This window comes from Streptomyces sp. NPDC048504 (genome assembly GCF_043200035.1).
Classification (GTDB): domain Bacteria; phylum Actinomycetota; class Actinomycetes; order Streptomycetales; family Streptomycetaceae; genus Streptomyces.
In genome coordinates, this window is the sequence record NZ_JBICXA010000004.1 from 350,841 (window position 1) to 368,338 (window position 17,498).

The window sequence follows — 17,498 nt, forward strand, 5'->3', positions numbered from 1 at the left end:
ACTCGGTTTCGGTTCCGCCAAGACATCCGCTTTGATGGCGACGGGACTCAGTCGTTGGTGGACGCCCCTGGTCCAGTCGCCGCGTACCGGGCGGCCGTGGTGCGGACGGCCTCGTCGACCACCTGAGCGACGCGTTCGGCGCTCACCTCCCAGCCCGGCACCAGGAGTGTCGGCCAGAAGACGTAGTTGGAGATCATGCCCAGGAACTGGGTGGCTGCGAGGTCCACGTCCTCGACCCGCACCGTTCCCGCCTCGTGCTCGGCCAGGAGGTAGCGGCGACGGACTCGAAGTAGGGCATCTTCCCGTGCGAGAACTGCGCATGGGCCAGCTCAGGGAACCGCGGCAGCTCGGCGATGACGATCCTGAACAGGTCGGTCATCCGGGCGCGGCCCAGCAGCTCGGCGTAACGGCGACCGATGACGCCGAGCCTGTCGACGACGTTGCCTGCCGGCGGAGGATCCTCCTCGTCGGCGGTCGACCAGGACCCGGTCACGATGGCGTCGAACAGGGCGGCTTTGCTCGGAAACTGCTTGAACAAGGTGGCCCGCGAGACGCCCGAGCACTCTGCGATCCGCGCCAGCGACGTCCGGTCGTAGCCCAACTGGAGAAAGAGTACGGTCGCGCCCGTCACGATCAGCGGCTCAGCACCCGGGTTCCGCGACCTCACCAACTGCATCGCCAGAAGCCTGATTGAGACCGGCGGGTTCCGACCACGACTACATCCTCGACCGTGAAGAGCCGTCAAAGCCTCCGCCGACGAGGCTCCGGAAGCCGTCAGCCGTGCAAGGTCCCGCGCGGGCGCGGGGTGGTGGGTTCGGGCATGGTGTCGCTTCCTCTGCGGTCGGGAAGGTCGACCATGTCGGCGATCGCCTGCTCACGGCCCCGGTACGCCTCCACCGCGATGGTCTCGCGCCACAACTCGGCACTGTTGGCGGCGCGGGAGCGCTCGACCTCACGCAGCAGCCGCTCGGCCTCGGCGCGCCAGCCGAAGTCGGCGTGCTTCTCGCGGAGTTGGACCAGGGTGGCAACAGCGGGGCCGAGGTGCGAGACACCGGCCAGTTCCTTGAAGCCGCGGGTGGAGAAGCGGAAGCCCTCGACGGTGGGCGGCCGGCCGTCACCGGGATAGAGGGCGAAGTCGGCGCTGGTGGCCACGATCAGCGGATCGGCGCTGCCGTGCTCGACGGCGGCCCGGGGCAGATGCGAGCCGATGCTGCCGGGCCCGGCGGTGTAGGTCGTGAACAGGTCGACGAGTTCGGGGCTTTGGTGGGACGGCATCGGCGGATCCCTTCTTCAAAGGGGTGGACCATGTCTTCAAATGGTGTGGATCTGGCTGACGGCTACTGGTCGAAGCGGTACGGAACAGTCCGGGCGGCGAAGCGGACGTCGGCGGTGAGGCTGTTGCTGACGGCGACAAGCAGGGCGCCGTCGTGGCCGCGGAGCACGGCGGCGTCGGTGGCGCCTGTGGTCGGGAAGGACTGCACGGCCGTGAGGCGTCCGTCCGCGAACCGGTAGAGCTCGGAGTCCAGCGCGGTGACGGGCTCGGCCTGGGTACCGAGGATGAAGTTGACGCGTACGACGTACAGCCCGTGCTCGGTGTCGAGGACGGCGAACTCGCGCGCACCGAGCCCGTCCAGCACCTGGTGTTCGACGAAGCGCTCCCCGTCCCAGCGCAGCAGCCGCGAGGGGCTCGCCAGGCAGGCGACCAGGAGATAGGTCTCGCCCTGCGGGTCGGTGAAGTGGGCGAAGGCGCGGCCGTGTTGGGGAGCGAGGTCCTGGACGTGCTCGAACTTCTCGCCGTTCCAGCGCAGCAGCACCGAGGGGCGCACATGGTCGGCGTAGGCGAGGAAGTGCTCGCCGCCGAGTTCGAAGGCGTGCCAGTTGTAGCCCCAGAGCGCGTCGACGTCCTGCAGCGCGGCGAAGCGGGTTCCGTCCCAGCTGTAGATGCGGGAGGGCTGGTTCTCCCGCTCGTGGCCCGGGACGGTAACGCCCTGCGCCAGGGCGAGGAAGTGCCGCTCGCCGATGGCGAAATGGCGCCACTGCTTGGCCGCGAAGCCCAAGATGCGCTGGAAGGGCGTGAATTGGGTTCCGTCCCACTCGAAGACCGTGGAGTCGGTGGTGTATTCGTACGGTCCCCTGCCCGAGCGGATGTCGGCGACGGCCAGGAAGGCGCGCTCGCCGATCCGGAAGAACTCCGCGTCCTCGCCGCCGGGTGCCGGCAGGGTCTGGAAGGGCTCGTACGTGTCGGTGCCCTCGGCCCGGCGCAGCAGGAGCAGGTCGGTGTCACTGTCCCCGCCGTTCATGCCGGCCGGGGTCCCCGGGATGTCGTAGGCGAGTTGCGGGATCGCCAGCAGCTGCATGCCGTCGAGCTCGAAGGGCTCCACTGCACGCGCGCCCGATGTGGGTAGTGCGGCCACCTCCGTCAGGCGGGGAGTGTGGGTGGCGGACATGTGGCTCCTCGATTCGGTGTACGGCAGCGGTTCGGTGTACGGCGGCGGGGGCGGGCGGCGACTCGGTCAGCGCGGCGGGTCGGGCTGGAGCAGGCCGTGTGCCGCGAGCCGGGTCAGTGCCTCGACCGCCGCGTCGCCCTCCGCCTCGCTCTCCGGAGGAGCCACGAGCTGGCAGAAGCGCTCGATCATGGCCACGACCGCGAGCGCGGTCAGTCGCGCGTCCACATCCGGAGCGGCGAGCCGACGTGCTTCCGCCACATGTGCGGTCCAGATAGTGACGTGCCGTGCCCGCATTCCCTCCCAGTGTGCGGAGAACTCCGCGCTGACCAGGGAGGCCTCGTATATGGCGGTCATCTCCGCGCGGTGGTCGCAGTAGATGTCCCAGTAGACGCGCACGTGCCCGCGGATGTCGTCGATCCCGTCGAGGGCACGCCCTTCCCCGGACTGCTCGACCACGCGCTCACGCAGGGCGGCGGCGAAGTCGTCCGCTGTCGAGCGGAGCAGGTCGTCCTTGTCGGTGAAGTACCGGTAGAAGATCCCGGCCGACTTGCCCGCCTCGGCGGTGATGTCGCCGATCTTCGTCGACAGGTAGCCCTGGCGCGCTATCACCCGCAGGGCGGCGGCCTTGAGCTCGGCCGCGGAGCGCTCGCCCTTGGACGTGGCGGTAGCGGGCGTGGGACCTCCGACGATCGCGTCATCAAAAAAGTAAATCTGAATTCAGTTTCAGTTACGCCCCTGTACTGGTCAACCGAAGCGGAATCCGGGCAGGACCTGGCGCTACGCAGGTATTACGCCGGTACCTCGCCGCCGGTGGCGTCCTCGCGCGGTGCCCCCGGACTGACGAGTCCCGTCTCGTACGCGACGACGACGGCCTGGGCCCGGTCGCGCAGGGAGAGCTTGGCGAGGATGTGGGAGACGTGGGTTTTGACCGTGGCCTCGGAGAGGTGGAGCCCGGTGGCCAGTTCGGCGTTGCTCAGGCCTTGGGCGAGCAGGCGCAGGACGTCCAGCTCGCGGGGCGTGAGCGCGGCCAGGTCGCGGTGGAGGGAGGCCGTTTCCGGGGCCCGGCGGGCGAACCGCTCGACCAGGCGGCGCGTGATGGCGGGGGCGAGCAGGGCATCGCCGGCGCGGACCGTGCGGACGGCGGCGACGAGGTGTTCCGGGGTGACGTCCTTGAGGAGGAAGCCGCTGGCTCCGGCGGCCAGCGCCGCGTAGACGTAGTGGTCGAGGTCGAACGTGGTCAGCATGACCACGCGCGGCGCGTCCGCGTCACCAACCTCCTTGAGAATGCGCCGTGTTGCCTCCAGGCCGTCCATGTCCGGCATGCGGATGTCCATCAGTACCACGTCGGGCCGGGTGCGCCGGACCGCGTCGACGGCTTCGGCGCCGTCGGTCGCCTCGGCGACCACCTCGATGCCGTGGGCGTCGAGGATCAGCCGGAAGCCGGTCCGTACGAGGGCCTGGTCGTCGGCGACCACGACGCGCGGGGCGCGGTTCACAGGTCCTCCAGAGGGATCAGGGCTCGCACGCGGTAGCCGCCGAGCGGGCGGGGGCCGGTGCGCAGGGTGCCGCCGTAGACGGCGAGGCGTTCGCGCAGGCCGATCAGGCCGCGGCCGTTGCCGGTGGCCGCGGCGGGGCCGGGCCTGCCGCCGGTGTCGGTGACCTCGACGTGCAATTCGCCGTCGCCGTACGACACTTGGACGCTCACGTCGGCGCCGGACGCGTGTTTGACGGTGTTGGTCAGGGCTTCCTGGACGACTCGGTAGGCGGCGAGTTCGATGCCGGCGGGGAGGGGACGGGGCGCTCCGGAGACGGTGAGTTCGACCGGCACGCCGGTGCCGCGCATGCGGCCGATCAGCGCCTCCAGCCGGTCGAGACCCGGTTGCGGATCCAGGTCCAGGCTCTCCAACTCGTCGGATTCCTGGCCCAGTTCCATGGTGAGCAGGCCCATCACGCCGCGCAGCTCCCCCATCGCCGCCCGGCCGCCCGCCTCGACGGCGAGGAGTGCCTCGCGGGCCCGCTCCGGGGACTTGCCCATGATCGTGCGGGCGGCGCCGGCCTGGATGACCATCACGCTGACGTTGTGCGTGACGACGTCGTGCAACTCCCGGGCGATCCGGGCCCGTTCGTGTTCTACGGCCCGACGCAGCTCCTCGGCCCGGGCGCTCTCCACCGCGGTGAGCCGGGTGCGGGTCTCGGCGGCCCGGATTTTCCAGGTGCGCAGTCCGATGGCGGCCACGACGATCGGCACCGAGATGAACAGGGGCACGTACTGGGTGGGCACGGTCGGGGCGACGTAGAAGTACGGGTCGGCCGGGCCGACTTGACCCGATCTGCTGATGACGGCGACCGCCGCGGCGAGGCTCGCCAGGGTAGGCAGGCGGTGGGGGCTGTAGGCCGCGGCGCTGTAGGCGGCGATGACGCAGGCGTAGAAGGTGAGCCGGGCGACGTCGTCCGGGGTCAGTGCCGTCGCGACCGTCACGAGCCAGAGGACGGCGAGGGGGTAACGGCGTCGCCACGCGAGCGACGCCGAGGCCAGGAACACCAGAATGACCAGGTCGGTCATGCGGTGCCGGTGGGCCTCGTCGTAGCCGTCGCCCCACGCGTACTGGACCGACACGAAGGTGAGAACGAGCGCGAGCGCGGCGTCGACCAGCCGCTGTTGCCCTGTGGGGCGCGGTAGTTGACCACCGGGGCGCAGCAGCGCGCCGGCCGCTCGGCGCAGCCGGACCGGGACCAGCCGATCCGGAGACGGCCGAACCGGAACTGGTCGAGCCGGGACTTCCTCTCCCACTGTCACCGGCCCATTCTCGCGGGTGCCGACGGCGCCCGGAATCCCTCCGACGGACGGGCCGCGTACATCCGTCGGCTACATCTCAAGGATGACCTCGTGGGCCATCACCCCAGTGCGGTACGGGAATTGGTCCGGGCGACCGGCGCGCCGATGACGGTCGGCTTCCTAACGTCGTGGCACCCGATCCGAGAAGGGCCACCACGCCGATGCCAACACCACTGCCACTACAGCCACCACTCATCGAACTCCTCGATGTGAGCCGCCGCTACGGCGGGGGGCCGCCCGCGTTGGAGGACGCGTCGCTGAGCGTGCGGGCCGGTGAGGCCGTCGCGGTCCTCGGGCCGTCGGGCAGCGGCAAGTCGACCCTGCTGAACCTCATCGCCGGTCTGGACCGGCCGGACTCCGGCTCGGTCACCGTGGACGGGGTCCGGGTGGACCGGCTGGGCGAGGCCGGGGCGGCGCGTTTCCGGCGGGCGAAGGTCGGGATGGTCTTCCAGTTCTTCCATCTGCTGGACGATCTGTCGGTCGCCGACAACGTGGCGCTGCCCGCACGGCTGGCGGGCCTCGGGCGACGTGAGTCGCAGAACAGGGCGGCCGAACTGCTGGAGTCACTCGGCATCGCCCGGCACGCCGGCGCCTGTCCGAACCGGCTGTCCGGCGGCGAACGCCAACGGATCGCCGTGGCAAGGGCGTTGATGAACCGTCCCCCGCTCCTCCTCGCCGACGAACCGACCGGCGCGCTGGACTCCGCGTCCGGCGAGGACGTCAGCCGCCTGCTGAGGGAGTTGAACGCCGACGGCCAGACGATCGTCGTCGTCACACACGACACGGAGCTGGCGCGATCGTGCACGCGACGCACGATCCGGCTCGTCGACGGCCGCATCACGTCCGACGCCGCCGCCCCCGTCGCGGAGTCGGAGCCCGTCCGATGAGCGCGCTGGGCCGGGTGATCCGCTCGGGCATGGCCCGTCGCCGGGTGCAGACACTGGTGATCGGGCTGGCCACGATGCTCGCCGTGACCGCGTCCGTCCTCGGCGGTGCGCTGCTCGTGTCGTCCGAGGCACCGTTCGAGAAGGCCTTCGACCGGCAGAACGGGGCGCAGTTGACGGCACAGTTCGACGCGCGGAGGGCTACGGCCGCTCAACTGGCGGATTCCTCATGGCCGTTCGGGGTCGCCGCGACGTCCGGCCCGTTCCCGACCACGACCGTCACGCCGGGGTTCGACGGGTACAGGGGAGCGCCGCTCTCGGTGGCGGGCCGCTCGACACCCGGCGGCGGGATCGACAAGTTGACGATGACCAGGGGCCGTTGGGTCAAAAGCTCCGGCGAGATCGTCCTGTCGGCGGACACCGGACCCGAGGGTCGGCTCGGCCAGAAACTGGAGTTCCCGGACCTGCCCGGCAGTCCGACGCTGACTGTGGTAGGAGTGGCGCGCTCGGTCAGCCGGACGGCCGACGCATGGGTACTGCCGTCGCAGGTAGCCGAGTTGACCCCGTCCGGCAAGGTCGCCGGCTACCAGATGCTCTATCGCTTCGTCCACGCCGACACCGCGGCCCAGATGACGAGAGACCGCGCGGCAGTCACCGCGGCGGTACCCGCGAAGTCGCTGACGGGGGCACAGTCCTGGCTCGGCGTGAAGAAGGTCGCCACACGGGAGACCGCGCTGTTCGTACCGTTCCTGGTCGCCTTCGGGGTGCTGGGCCTGGTCATGTCGGTACTGATCGTGGGCAACGTGGTCGCCGGCGCGGTCGCGACAAGCCAACGCCGCATCGGCATCCTCAAGGCCGTCGGCTGCACACCGGGCCAGGTCGTACGAGCGTGCGCGGGACAGGCCCTGATCCCGGCTGCGATCGGGGCGGCTCTCGGTACGGCCGCCGGTCACCTGCTCGCCACCCCTGTCCTCTCCGACACCGCGGACGCCTACGGCACGGCCGGGCTCGGAATCGAGCTGTGGGTCGATGTCGCCGTGATCGGCGGGGTGTTGGGCCTGGTCACACTCACCGCGTGCGCGAGCGCCTGGCGCGCGGGCCGGCTACGTACGGTGGACGCGCTGGCGGTTGGACGCACGCCGGGGGCGGGACGGGGTTGGTGGAAATCGAGGCACATCCTGGCGGCGAGCCGGAACCGGCGGCGGACAGGGCGCACTTCAGCGGCAAGCCGAGGCCGATGGACAGCCAGGCACACCCTCACTGCGAACCACGGCCACCGGATGGCAGGGCATACTCCGGCAGTTGGTCAAGGCCGGCGGGCGCCCGCGCGCACTGCGGAAGGGTGCCGCGACCGGCGAAGGGCCGGGGGTGCCCCGGCAGTTGACCAGGACCGGCGGACGGCCGGACGCACTCCGGCAGGAGGCCGAGGCCGGTGGGCAACCGGACGTATCTGGACAGCGGCCCAGGGCCGGCGGACCGGTGAGGGGACCCTGGCAACAAGCCAAGACCGGCAGACGCAAGAGCGCACCCCAGCGGCGAGCCTGTTCCGATCGGCGGCCGGACCCGTCGTGGCAGAGGACCAGAACCAGCGGACGGACAAACGCACTCCGGCACCGGGCCAGGGCCGGCGAACACCCGGACACACCCCAGCCACAGGTCAAGGCAGCCCCGCAGCCGGACGCACCTCGGCTACAGACCACGACCCGCAGACGCCGGGGCCCACCCCAGCAGCAAACCCGAGTCGAGGGGTACCGGAACACTTCCTGGCCGCAGGCCACGATCAGCGGGCGGACGCTCACACCCCGGCCGCAGGCCAAGACCAGCAGCCGATCGAGCGCACCCCGGTCACAAGCCCCGGGCGTCGGGCGGCCCAACTCGCCGCCCGGCTGCCGGTGTCGCGGGCCGTGGGGCTGGGGCTGGCGCGGCCGTTCGCGCGGCCTGCGCGTACCGTCGCGATGGTCGTCGCGGTGTTGTTCGGTGTCGCGGCCGTCACCTTCGCCACCGGCCTGTCCTCGTCGTTGGGCGAGGTGATCGCGTCCAAGAACCACAATGCCGCCGACGTCACCGTCAGTGCAGCGGTCGGGCCCGGCAAGCCGGTCCGACAGGGGCCGCCGGCCGCCGCCGATCCCGCCACCGTCGCCTCGATCACCGCCGCGATCGCCGCCCAACCCGGCACCCGCGCCCACTACGCCAGCGCCACCACAGAAGCGACCGTCTCGGGGATGAGCGGACCCGTCACCGTGACCGCGTTCGACGGTGACGCCTCCTGGGGTGGGTTCAGCATGGTCAGCGGGCGGTGGTTCACCCGCGCGGGCGAGGCCGTCGTGCCCAGCACCGTCCTCACCACCACCGGAGCGAAAGTCGGCGACACCGTCACACTCACCGTGCGGGGCAAGCCAGTTGGGGTCCGGATCGTCGGCGAAGTGTTCGACACCGGCCACGACGGCAGGACCGTCCTCACCGACGCCGCCACGCTCAGGCCCGCCGCACCCGACCTCAACTCCCCCACCCAGTACGTCGATCTGAAATCCGGCACGGACGCCCACGCGTATCTCACCGCGCTCAACGCCGAGTTGAAGCCCCTGGGGGTCACCGCGAGCACCACCAAGTCCTCGAACGGCAGCGACACCGTCACCGTCCTCGACTCGCTCACCGCGCTGCTCACGCTGATGCTGGTGTGCGTCGCCGGGCTCGGTGTGCTGGGCGGGGTCGTCCTCGACACCCATGAGCGCGTCCACGACCTGGGCATCCACAAGGCGCTCGGCATGACACCCCGGCAGACCGTCACGATGGTCGTCACCTCGGTCGTCCTGCCCGGGCTGGCCGGCGGCGCCCTCGGTGTCCCGCTGGGCCTGGCCGTGCACGGCGCGGTGATCCCCGCCATGGGCCACGCGGCGGGCCTACGGCTGCCCCACTCCGTCATCGATGTCTACGACACCCAGGACCTGGTCCTGCTCGGACTCGCCGGTGTCGCCGTCGCCGTACTCGGCTCTCTGCTACCGGCCGGCTGGGCCGCACGCATCCGCACGGCCACCGCACTCCGAGCCGAGTAGAGGCGAGTAGTGCCGAACAGCTACGCCCCACAGGCACGCAACCCTCTCGCAACCTTGGGTGTGATGCCCTGGGTCGACGATCCGCATCCGGCTCCTGGGACGGCTGACATGGACGACAACACCCCGCGCGTCGAACTCACCCCCGCCGCAGCCGACCTGCTGCGCCAACTCCACGCACAGCACGGCCCGTTGATGTTCCACCAGTCCGGCGGCTGCTGCGACGGCAGCGCGCCCATGTGCTACCCGGAGGGCGAGTTCCGCACCGGCGGCTCGGACGTGCTGCTCGCCGAGCTGGTTGTCGAGGGTGTACCGGAGCCCGTGACCTTCTGGATCTCGCGCAGTCAGAACGAGGTGTGGAGCCATACGCGGCTGATCGTGGACGTCGTAGCAGGGCGCGGCAGCGGTTTCTCGTTGGAAGCACCCGAGGGGGTGCGTTTTCTCACCCGTTCCCGTGTAGTCGGCGCCTAGCAGCCCCGCCGGTCATCCTCATCTGATGCACTTCCCCTGAGACTTGAGAGAGCTGACGAGACATCAGGGGATCCTGTGACGCACCGTCAAAAACGTTTAAGAGCAGGCAGATCCGTACTCACACATCTCACGGCATTCGGCGCGCTGGCCGGTGCGGCTCTGGTGGGGGCCGCACCGGCCGGCGCCGTGCCGAGCACCACACAGCTCGCGCCCGGCGTCACCTACCGGCAGTTCGACATCACGGCGGCCAAGGGTGTGACCCACGCCCATGTGGTCGTCGTGGACCTGCGCGACACCCATGTCCGGGTCAACCTGCTGTACCCGGGCAAGGTGGCGGCCCGGGAGCCCGTCTCCCAGCTGGCCGACTCGGCGGGCGCCGTCGCGGGCGTCAACGGTGACTTCTTCAACATCACCGAGACCCAGCACCCGGGTGTCGAGGCCACCGACTCCACCGACGGACCCGCCATCGCGAGCGGCATCGCTCTGAAGGCCGCGGTACCGGACGGCCAGCGCTTCGGGCCCGCGCTCCCGCCCGGCACGAACACCCGGAACGTGCTCGGCGTGGGGGTCGACCGGGTGGCCCGGCTGGACAGCCTCGCTCTCAGCGGGTCGGTCCGCACCCAGGACGGGCGACTGACGCTCGGCGGGTTCAATCAGTACGCGCTGCCGGAGAACTCCATCGGTGCGTTCACCACACAGTGGGGCAGTGTCTCCCGGGTGCGTGCCACATGTGGCACGAACACGAACCGGGCCGGCGCCTGTAGTGCCGACACCTACGAGGTGACCGTGCGTGGGGGCCGGGTCGTGTCGGCATCCAACACCCCCGGCAGCGGTGCCATCACCGCGGGCACCACCGTTCTCGTCGGCCGTGAGGCGGGCGCGCAGCAACTGCGGAAGCTGTACAACGGTGAGCGGGTCCAGGTGCAGCACCGTCTCGTGGCGTCGCGGTCCGGGGTTCCGTACCGCTTCGCCCTCGGCGGCTACCCCGTCCTGCGCGACGGTCAGCCGCTGGCCGGTCTCGACAACACGACCTCGGCCGTCCGCACCGCCGTGGGGATCGCGAACGGCGGCCACCGTCTGCTGCTGTTCGCGACGGACGGCGCGGTCGCCTACCGCAGCGGTCTGACGATCGCCGAAGTCGCCACGCAGATGCGGGAGTTGGGCTCGGTCGACGCCTTCAGTCTGGACGGCGGCGGCTCGACGACCCTGGTCGCCCGCGCACCCGGCGCGAGCGCCGTCACGGTACGGAACCATCCCAGCGGCGGCGCCGAGCGTCCCGTACCGAACGGCGTCGGGGTCTTCTCGACCAACTGATCGACCAGCTGATCAATCACCTGGTCACTCAACTGGCCGACCGGCTGACCTCACGGATGCAGACCGCTCACCAGATCCGCGGTGGCCGTCAGGCCACTGTGGATCGTGGGCGCCATGCTGGTGCTCGCCATGAAGAACCCGAGCAGTGCGCAGACCAGCGCATGGGATAGCTTCAGCCCGCCGCTGCGCATGAAGATCACCGCAAGGATCAGGAGCAGCAGCACCACAGAGATGGAAATGGCCATCGTCACCCTCCTCCGCCACGCCGCCATGTCTGGTTCACGGCGTTCGGCCGCAAGTGTGGCGTAGCGGAGGGTTCGTCCGGGCTACTGACGTGTCCCCCGAACGTGTGGTGACCGTCCGTGTGGTGTCACCACACGTGTCATCACGCCGTGCGGCGCGCGTCCAGGAACGCCTCCAGCCCGGCCAGGTCGTCGGTGTTGAGGAAGTCCACACCGGCGGCGAACAGTTCGTCCCACAGTGCGTCACGAGCGGGGCCCGCCACGTCCGGGGTGTTCCAGAACCGCACGGTCTGCCCGTGGGCGTGCGCCTGCGCGACGATCGAGCGCAGCTTCTCCCGTTCGGCGTCGGGGAAGGTCCCGGCGCCGAGCCAGGTGAAGTTGGTCTGCCAGTTGTCGCTGATGAGCGAGATGAAGGAGGCGGGCGCCGAGGTGCCGAGGTCGGTGAGCCGGCCGTCGTAGAAGGCGCGGCGCACGGTCTGCGCCTCCATCGGGATGCGGGCCGCGCGGTCGCCGGAGATGACGTTGGTGACCGCGCCCTGGTGGACGCGTCCGTGGGCGTAGGTGGTGAACAGGTGCTTGTAGCGCTGGAGATGGCGGTCGAGTTCGAGGTACGTCGAGGAGCCCTCGGTCTTGATGTCGATCAGGAGTTGCAGCGGATGGCGCCAACCCCGGTACACCGAGCCGTGATTGGCCTTCACGAGGGCGGAGAGGGGGTCCAGGTAGAGGGATTCGAGGGTGCGGCTCGGGTCGAGTTCGGAGGCGTCGTGCCCGATGAGGAGCTGGTCGCCGACGAGGAAGATGTCGGCCTCGACGCTGCCGAAACGGTGGTCGAGGGCGTCGAAGAGCGGCCGCGGATGCTCGTAGTCGTTGTGGGCGTGGGCGCGCCACAACGGCCGCTTGCGGTATCCTTGTTCGCCGGCGAACGCGCTGCCGGCGGGCGGCGCGAGGACTGCCGCGACGGTGGCGCCGAGCGCGGTGAGGGCTCTGCGACGGGTGATGAGGGCCATGGTGTTCCTCCCTGTGGGGCGGGTTCGAACCACAGGGAGTATGAGGCTGTGAGCACGCCAACGAACCTGTACATGCCAGGAGTTGGCCGGACTGCCCTCGCTTGTTCACTCCTTCGGCGGGGGCGCACGGAAAAGCCCGCCCCAGGTGGGACGGGCTTCACCGGATGGACGACCGGTGGTCAGGGGGCTGACAGATCGACCAGTTCCGCCAGCGCCTCGCGATGGGCGCCCGCCGTGCCGTAGGCGATCGAGTCGGCCTTGGCCCGCTTCAGGTAGAGGTGGGCCGGGTGCTCCCACGTCATGCCGATGCCGCCGTGCAACTGCACGGTCTCCTCGGCCGCGTGGACGGCCACGGACGCCGCGTAGGCCTGCGCGACGGCGACCGCCACATCCGTGTCGTCACCGGTCGTGAGGGCATCGGCCGCGTTGCGCGCGGCGGCCCGCAGACTGACGACCTCCAGCCACAGCTGCGCGAGCCGGTGCTTGAGCGCCTGGAACCCGCCGACGGGCCGGTTGAACTGCTTGCGCTCCTTCAGATACCGGACCGTCTCGGTCAACGTCCATTCTGCGAGCCCGAGTTGCTCGGACGCGAGCAGCCCGGCCCCGGCCCGCAGAGCACGTCGTACGGCGGGTCCGACGTCCCCGATCCGGCGCCCGGCGGCCCCGTCGAACACCACGCGCGCCAGTGGCCGGGTCAGGTCGAGGGACACCTGCGGTACGACGGTCACGGCGCCCGCGTCGACCGCGTACAGCCCGCCGTCCTCCCCCGGCACCAGCAGCACATCGGCGGCGCTTGCGTCGGCGATACCGGTCAACTCCCCGTACAGAGAGCCGTTTTCCTGCCGTACGGCCTTGTGTGCGTCGCCCGGTGCGACGCTCAGGGAGACGGCGAGGACGCCGATCTTCCGGCCCGAGGCCAGGTCCGCGAGCAGGTCGTCCGCATCGCACGCGAGGAGCGCCTCGGTGGCGACGACCGCGCTCGTGAGGTACGGAACCGGGGCGACCGCGCGGCCCAACTCCTCCAGGACGACGGCGACTTCGCGGTGCGTGGCACCCTGGCCGCCCTTCGCCTCGGGCACCAGGAGACCGGCGAGACCCATGCCGTCGGCGAGGGACTTCCAGAGGGACAGGTCGTGCGGGGCGTCCGACTCGGTGCGCACGATGACACTCGCCGCGTCGCAGTGGTCGGTGAGCAGGTCCCGGACGGCGGCGCGCAGCGCCTCTTCCTCCTCCGAGTAGAGCAAGTCGGGCTGTGCGCTCATCGGGCCAGGTCCTTCCACGCGACGTTCTTGTCGGTGCGCGGCTCGGCCGGGAGGCCCAGGACGCGCTCGGCGACGATGTTCAGCAGGACCTCGCTGGTCCCGCCCTCGATGCTGTTGCCCTTGGAGCGGAGGTAGCGGTAGCCGGCGTCACGGCCGGTGAAGTCGACCAGTTCCGGGCGCCGCATGGTCCAGTCGTCGTACAACAGGCCTTCCTCGCCCCTGAGTTCGACCTCCAGGCCGCTGATCTCCTGATTGAGGCGGGCGAAGGAGAGCTTCATGCCGGAGCCCTCGTGGCCGGGCTGGCCCGCGACGAGCTGCTGGCGCAGCCGCTCGCCGGAGAGCCGGGCGACCTCGGCCTCCACCCAGAGCTTGAGGAGGCGCTGGTGGAGGTCGTGGGTGCGCAACTCCGGGCGCTGGCGCCAGGTTTGGCTGATCGGGCCGATCATGCCGCCCTCGCGCGGGATGCGCATGCCGCCGATGGAGACGCGCTCGTTCATCAGCGTGGTCTGCGCGACCCGCCAGCCGTCACCGATCTCGCCGAGGCGATGGGCGTCGGGGATACGGACGTCGGTGAGGAAGACCTCGTTGAACTCGGCCTCGCCGGTGATCTGGCGCAGCGGCCTGACCTCGACGCCGGGGTCGGTCATGTCGCAGATGAAGTAGGTGATGCCCGCGTGCTTGGGCACGTCCGGGTCGGTGCGCGCGATGAGGATGGCCCAGCGGGCGAGATGGGCGCTGGACGTCCACACCTTCTGCCCGTTGACGACCCACTCGTCGCCCTCACGCACCGCGCGCGTGCCGAGCGCGGCCAGGTCTGACCCGGCACCCGGCTCGCTGAAGAGCTGGCACCAGACCTCCTCGCCCACCCAAAGGGGCCTGAGGAAGCGCTGCTTCTGCTCCTCGGTGCCGAAGCGGAGGACGGTCGGCGCGGCCATGCCGAGGCCGATCCCGATCCGGCGCGGGTCGTTGTCGGGAGCCCCGGCCGCCTCCAACTCGGCGTCCACGACGGCCTGGAGAGCGCGCGGGGCACCCAGCCCGCCGAGGCCCTCGGGGTAGTGCACCCACGCGAGCCCCGCGTCGAAACGGGCCTTGAGGAAGTCGAGCCGGTCGGTCTGCAGCGGCGGGTGCGCGGCCAGCAACTCCTGGGTGCGGCGGCGCAGTTCGGCCGCGCTCGTGGCCGCTCCCGTGGTCTCTTCGCTCATACGGCGGCTCCGTTCTCCAACGACGGGACGATGACGACCCGGCCGGTGGTGACACCGTCGCCGACCCGCTGCACGGCGGCGGCCGAGCCGGCCAGCGGGACGCGCTCGCTCACCAGCGGCTTGATGGCGCCGCGCGCCGCCAGGTCGGTCAGCTGCTCGTGGCAGTCGAGGATCAGCTTCGGGTTCTTGACGGCGTAGAGGCCCCAATGCAGGCCCAGGACCGAGTAGTTCTTCACCAGGGCGTGGTTGAGGCTGGGGCTGGGAATCGTGCCGCTCGCGAAGCCCACGACCACGATCCGGCCCTCGAAGGCGACGACCTTCGTGGACTGCGTGTAGGCGTCGCCGCCGACCGGGTCGAAGATCACGTCGACACCGCGTCCGCCGGTGGCCGCCTTGACGGCCGCGACGACTTCCTCGGTACGCCGGTCGATCACGACGTCGCAGCCCAACTCCCGTGCCACAACAGCCTTTTCGGCACCGCCGACGACACCGATGACGGTGGCACCGGCTGCCTTGCCGAGCTGTACGGCCGCGCTGCCCACCCCGCCGGCTGCGGCGTGCACGAGCAGGGTCTCGCCCGCCTCCAGGTGGGCACGCCGGTGGAGGGCGAACCAGCCCGTCTGGTAGCCGATGTGGAGTGCGGCGGCCTCGGCGTCGTCCAGCGAGTCGGGGGCGGGCAGCAGACCGGCGGCGTCCGCGACGGCGTACTCGGCGAAACCGCCGTACGGCAGCGCGGGGTTGGCGATCACTCGGCGGCCGTCCTCGGTCTCGCCGCAGATCTCGACGCCCGGGGTGAACGGGAGCGGGGGCCTGACCTGGTAGTGGCCTCGGCACATCAGGACGTCCGGGAAGTTGATGTTCGCTGCGCGTACCTTCAGCAGGACCTGGCCGTCGCCCGGCGTGGGTCGTTCCACCTCCGTCAGGCGCATCGCCTCACTCGGCTCGCCGTTCTCGTGCACTTGCCATGCCTGCATGCGGGGCCTCCACGGGACTGCTCTGTCTGACCGGGGTCGGTTGCATACTAAGCGGTCGCTTGCCGATGAGGGAACAGTCGGGTTCGTCACGGTGCGGTGGGTGCGTGTAGTTCTTTCAGCGCGGGCCGGTGGGGGCTGGTCGCGCAGTTCCCCGCGCCCCTGAAAAAGCGGGCGCTGCAGGGGGCGGCGTTTTTCACTGGCCGCGCTTCGGCCTTGCCCTTACGTGCATCCGCTCCCCCTGTGGGCCGAACAGGCTCAGGAATTCCACCGGGCCCTCGCCTGTCGAGCCGAACCAGTGCGGTACCCGGGTGTCGAATTCGGCGGCCTCCCCCGGCCCCAGCACCACGTCGTGCTCGCCCAGCAGGAGACGCAGGCGCCCGGACATCACGTACAGCCACTCGTAGCCCTCATGCGTCCGGAGATCCGGCTCGACCTTCCGCTGCGGTTCCAGGACCTTGTAAGCCTGGAGGCCGCCGGGCTGGCGTGTCAGGGGCCAGTGGGTGCGGCCGCCGCGCACGATCGGCTCGGCGCGTACGCGCGGGTCTCGGACCGTCGGCGCCCCCACCAGCTCATCCAGCGGCACCTGATGCGCCCGCGCGATCGGCAGCAGCAGCTCCAGGCTGGGCTTGCGGAGGCCGGACTCCAGGCGGGACAGGGTGCTCACCGAGATGCCGGTCGCCTCCGAGAGGCCGGCGAGCGTCGCGCCCTTCTCCTTGCGGATCCGTCGCAGCCTCGGGCCGACCTCCGCGAGTACGTCGTCCGTGTCGTCGTTCATGACCGATATTGCAGTTTCGGCAAACGTGTTTGTCAATACGGCAGTGATGGGTCGACCTTCGGGGGTGGAGGTGGTCACCGTGACCGAGACACATACGGGAACCTACGAAGTGGTCGTCATCGGGGGCGGAGCGGCAGGGCTCTCCGCCGCGCTGGTCCTGGGCCGGTCCCGGCGTCGCACGCTGGTCGTCGACGCCGGTGAGCCGCGCAACACGCCCGCCGCTCACATGCAGGGCTATCTGACCCGGGACGGCATGTCACCCGCCGAGTTCCTCGCCCTGGGCCGCGAGGAGATCGCGCGCTACGGCGTCGATCTGGTCCGGGACCGCGCGGTGGACGCCACGAAGATCGAGGGCGAGGACTTCGCCGTCGCGCTTGCCGGTGGGGAGACCGTGTACGCACGTCGGCTCGTCATCGCCACCGGGCTCAAGGACGAGCTGCCCGCCGTCCCCGGAGTCGCCGGGCGGTTCGGGCGGGACGTGATCCACTGCCCGTACTGCCACGGCTGGGAGGTCCGTGACCAGGCCTTCGGGGTGCTCACGACGACGGCGATGAGCGTGCACCAGGCGCTGATGGTCTCGCAGTGGTCCAAGGACGTGACCCTGTTCCTGCACACGGTCGCCGAGTCCGAGCTGACGGACGACGACCTGCGCAGGCTGGCAGCGGCCGGGGTCGCCGTAGTACCTGGTGAGGTCGCGGAACTGGTGGTCCAGGAAGACCGGCTCACCGGCGTCCGCCTCACGGACGGCACCACACACCCCCGCGAGGCCCTGTTCGTAGCGCCTCGGGCCGTCCCGCAGACGGGCCTCCTGGAGAAGCTGGGCGCCGAGCTGCAGGAGACCCCGTTCGGCGCGTACCCCGTGGTCGACCCGACGGGTCTGACGACCGTGCGCGGAGTGTGGGCCGTCGGCAACGCGATGGGCTTCGGGGAGCAAGTCGTGAACGCGGCCTCCGCAGGGTACCGGGCGGGCGCCACGATCAACGGCGAGCTGCTCATGAGCGATCTCGACGCGGCCGTCCGGGTGTAGACCGCCC

At 70.6% G+C, this 17,498-nt stretch carries 16 protein-coding genes and 1 pseudogene; 5 read left to right on the top strand and 12 right to left on the bottom strand.

Annotated elements, in window-relative coordinates; all coding sequences use genetic code 11:
• Positions 1-47 precede the first annotated feature (47 nt).
• The 6 genes and pseudogenes from ACGFY9_RS12485 to ACGFY9_RS12510 all read right to left on the bottom strand — a co-directional run bounded on the left by ACGFY9_RS12485 (position 48) and on the right by ACGFY9_RS12510 (position 5,244).
• Positions 48-676 (bottom strand): annotated as a pseudogene (locus ACGFY9_RS12485) (TetR/AcrR family transcriptional regulator).
• 98 nt (positions 677-774) lie between these two features.
• Positions 775-1,275 (bottom strand): DUF5624 domain-containing protein, encoded by a 501-nt coding sequence (locus ACGFY9_RS12490; protein ID WP_393753690.1) that lies wholly within the window; start codon positions 1,273-1,275, stop codon positions 775-777.
• A gap of 62 nt (positions 1,276-1,337) precedes the next feature.
• Complete coding sequence (locus ACGFY9_RS12495) at positions 1,338-2,447, bottom strand: hypothetical protein (RefSeq protein ID WP_393753691.1); 1,110 nt, start codon at positions 2,445-2,447, stop codon at positions 1,338-1,340.
• Positions 2,448-2,513: 66 nt separating this feature from the next.
• Positions 2,514-3,164, bottom strand: a complete 651-nt coding sequence (locus tag ACGFY9_RS12500) for a TetR/AcrR family transcriptional regulator (RefSeq protein WP_393753884.1) — start codon at positions 3,162-3,164, stop codon at positions 2,514-2,516.
• Positions 3,165-3,235: 71 nt separating this feature from the next.
• A complete protein-coding gene (locus ACGFY9_RS12505) occupies positions 3,236-3,943 on the bottom strand; it encodes a response regulator (RefSeq protein WP_393753692.1) in 708 nt (235 codons plus the stop codon).
• Positions 3,940-5,244 (bottom strand): sensor histidine kinase, encoded by a 1,305-nt coding sequence (locus tag ACGFY9_RS12510; protein WP_393753693.1) that lies wholly within the window; start codon positions 5,242-5,244, stop codon positions 3,940-3,942. The genes ACGFY9_RS12505 and ACGFY9_RS12510 overlap by 4 nt, the downstream gene beginning before the upstream one ends.
• Before the next feature lie 200 nt (positions 5,245-5,444).
• Between ACGFY9_RS12510 and ACGFY9_RS12515 the strand changes: the two genes are divergently transcribed.
• From ACGFY9_RS12515 to ACGFY9_RS12530, 4 genes are all read left to right on the top strand, one after another.
• Positions 5,445-6,170: an ABC transporter ATP-binding protein gene (locus tag ACGFY9_RS12515; protein ID WP_393753694.1), complete on the top strand. Its 726-nt coding sequence runs from the start codon at positions 5,445-5,447 to the stop codon at positions 6,168-6,170.
• Positions 6,167-9,220, top strand: a complete 3,054-nt coding sequence (locus ACGFY9_RS12520) for an FtsX-like permease family protein (RefSeq protein ID WP_393753695.1) — start codon at positions 6,167-6,169, stop codon at positions 9,218-9,220. The genes ACGFY9_RS12515 and ACGFY9_RS12520 overlap by 4 nt, the downstream gene beginning before the upstream one ends.
• 108 nt (positions 9,221-9,328) lie before the next feature.
• Positions 9,329-9,688: a DUF779 domain-containing protein gene (locus ACGFY9_RS12525; RefSeq protein ID WP_365307281.1), complete on the top strand. Its 360-nt coding sequence runs from the start codon at positions 9,329-9,331 to the stop codon at positions 9,686-9,688.
• Positions 9,689-9,850: 162 nt separating this feature from the next.
• Positions 9,851-11,002, top strand: a complete 1,152-nt coding sequence (locus ACGFY9_RS12530) for a phosphodiester glycosidase family protein (RefSeq protein ID WP_393753696.1) — start codon at positions 9,851-9,853, stop codon at positions 11,000-11,002.
• Positions 11,003-11,052: 50 nt separating this feature from the next.
• On the opposite strand, the gene ACGFY9_RS12535 is transcribed toward ACGFY9_RS12530, so the two are convergent.
• From ACGFY9_RS12535 to ACGFY9_RS12560, 6 genes are all read right to left on the bottom strand, one after another.
• Complete coding sequence (locus ACGFY9_RS12535) at positions 11,053-11,247, bottom strand: hypothetical protein (protein ID WP_026150825.1); 195 nt, start codon at positions 11,245-11,247, stop codon at positions 11,053-11,055.
• 140 nt (positions 11,248-11,387) lie between these two features.
• A complete protein-coding gene (locus ACGFY9_RS12540; protein WP_393753697.1) occupies positions 11,388-12,251 on the bottom strand; it encodes a phosphatidylinositol-specific phospholipase C/glycerophosphodiester phosphodiesterase family protein in 864 nt (287 codons plus the stop codon).
• A gap of 179 nt (positions 12,252-12,430) precedes the next feature.
• Positions 12,431-13,513 (bottom strand): acyl-CoA dehydrogenase family protein, encoded by a 1,083-nt coding sequence (locus tag ACGFY9_RS12545; RefSeq protein ID WP_393753698.1) that lies wholly within the window; start codon positions 13,511-13,513, stop codon positions 12,431-12,433.
• The gene (locus ACGFY9_RS12550) at positions 13,510-14,715 is read right to left on the bottom strand and encodes an acyl-CoA dehydrogenase family protein (RefSeq protein ID WP_393753699.1); all 1,206 of its coding nucleotides are present in this window, start codon (positions 14,713-14,715) and stop codon (positions 13,510-13,512) included. The genes ACGFY9_RS12545 and ACGFY9_RS12550 overlap by 4 nt, the downstream gene beginning before the upstream one ends.
• On the bottom strand, positions 14,712-15,689 hold the full coding sequence (locus ACGFY9_RS12555; protein WP_393753700.1) for an NADPH:quinone oxidoreductase family protein: 978 nt from the start codon (positions 15,687-15,689) through the stop codon (positions 14,712-14,714). Before ACGFY9_RS12555 ends, ACGFY9_RS12550 begins: the two co-directional genes overlap by 4 nt.
• Positions 15,690-15,882: 193 nt before the next feature.
• Positions 15,883-16,464, bottom strand: coding sequence for a helix-turn-helix domain-containing protein (locus ACGFY9_RS12560; protein ID WP_384171558.1), 582 nt, complete (start codon positions 16,462-16,464; stop codon positions 15,883-15,885).
• Positions 16,465-16,510: 46 nt separating this feature from the next.
• Here ACGFY9_RS12560 and ACGFY9_RS12565 point away from each other — a divergent pair, with 46 nt between their 5' ends.
• Positions 16,511-17,491 (top strand): NAD(P)/FAD-dependent oxidoreductase, encoded by a 981-nt coding sequence (locus ACGFY9_RS12565; RefSeq protein WP_393753701.1) that lies wholly within the window; start codon positions 16,511-16,513, stop codon positions 17,489-17,491.
• Positions 17,492-17,498: the final 7 nt, after the last annotated feature.

What these genes read in the sequence shown, in the direction of transcription:
- ACGFY9_RS12520 (WP_393753695.1), top strand. Translation starts at nt 6,167, where the DNA reads ATGAGCGCGCTGGGCCGGGTGATCCGCTCGGGCATGGCCCGTCGCCGG.
- ACGFY9_RS12495 (WP_393753691.1), bottom strand. Translation starts at nt 2,447, where the DNA reads ATGTCCGCCACCCACACTCCCCGCCTGACGGAGGTGGCCGCACTACCC.
- ACGFY9_RS12535 (WP_026150825.1), bottom strand. Translation starts at nt 11,247, where the DNA reads ATGGCCATTTCCATCTCTGTGGTGCTGCTGCTCCTGATCCTTGCGGTG.
- ACGFY9_RS12560 (WP_384171558.1), bottom strand. Translation starts at nt 16,464, where the DNA reads ATGAACGACGACACGGACGACGTACTCGCGGAGGTCGGCCCGAGGCTG.
- ACGFY9_RS12550 (WP_393753699.1), bottom strand. Translation starts at nt 14,715, where the DNA reads ATGAGCGAAGAGACCACGGGAGCGGCCACGAGCGCGGCCGAACTGCGC.
- ACGFY9_RS12515 (WP_393753694.1), top strand. Translation starts at nt 5,445, where the DNA reads ATGCCAACACCACTGCCACTACAGCCACCACTCATCGAACTCCTCGAT.
- ACGFY9_RS12565 (WP_393753701.1), top strand. Translation starts at nt 16,511, where the DNA reads ATGGGTCGACCTTCGGGGGTGGAGGTGGTCACCGTGACCGAGACACAT.
- ACGFY9_RS12490 (WP_393753690.1), bottom strand. Translation starts at nt 1,275, where the DNA reads ATGCCGTCCCACCAAAGCCCCGAACTCGTCGACCTGTTCACGACCTAC.
- ACGFY9_RS12525 (WP_365307281.1), top strand. Translation starts at nt 9,329, where the DNA reads ATGGACGACAACACCCCGCGCGTCGAACTCACCCCCGCCGCAGCCGAC.
- ACGFY9_RS12540 (WP_393753697.1), bottom strand. Translation starts at nt 12,251, where the DNA reads ATGGCCCTCATCACCCGTCGCAGAGCCCTCACCGCGCTCGGCGCCACC.
- ACGFY9_RS12555 (WP_393753700.1), bottom strand. Translation starts at nt 15,689, where the DNA reads ATGCAGGCATGGCAAGTGCACGAGAACGGCGAGCCGAGTGAGGCGATG.
- ACGFY9_RS12545 (WP_393753698.1), bottom strand. Translation starts at nt 13,513, where the DNA reads ATGAGCGCACAGCCCGACTTGCTCTACTCGGAGGAGGAAGAGGCGCTG.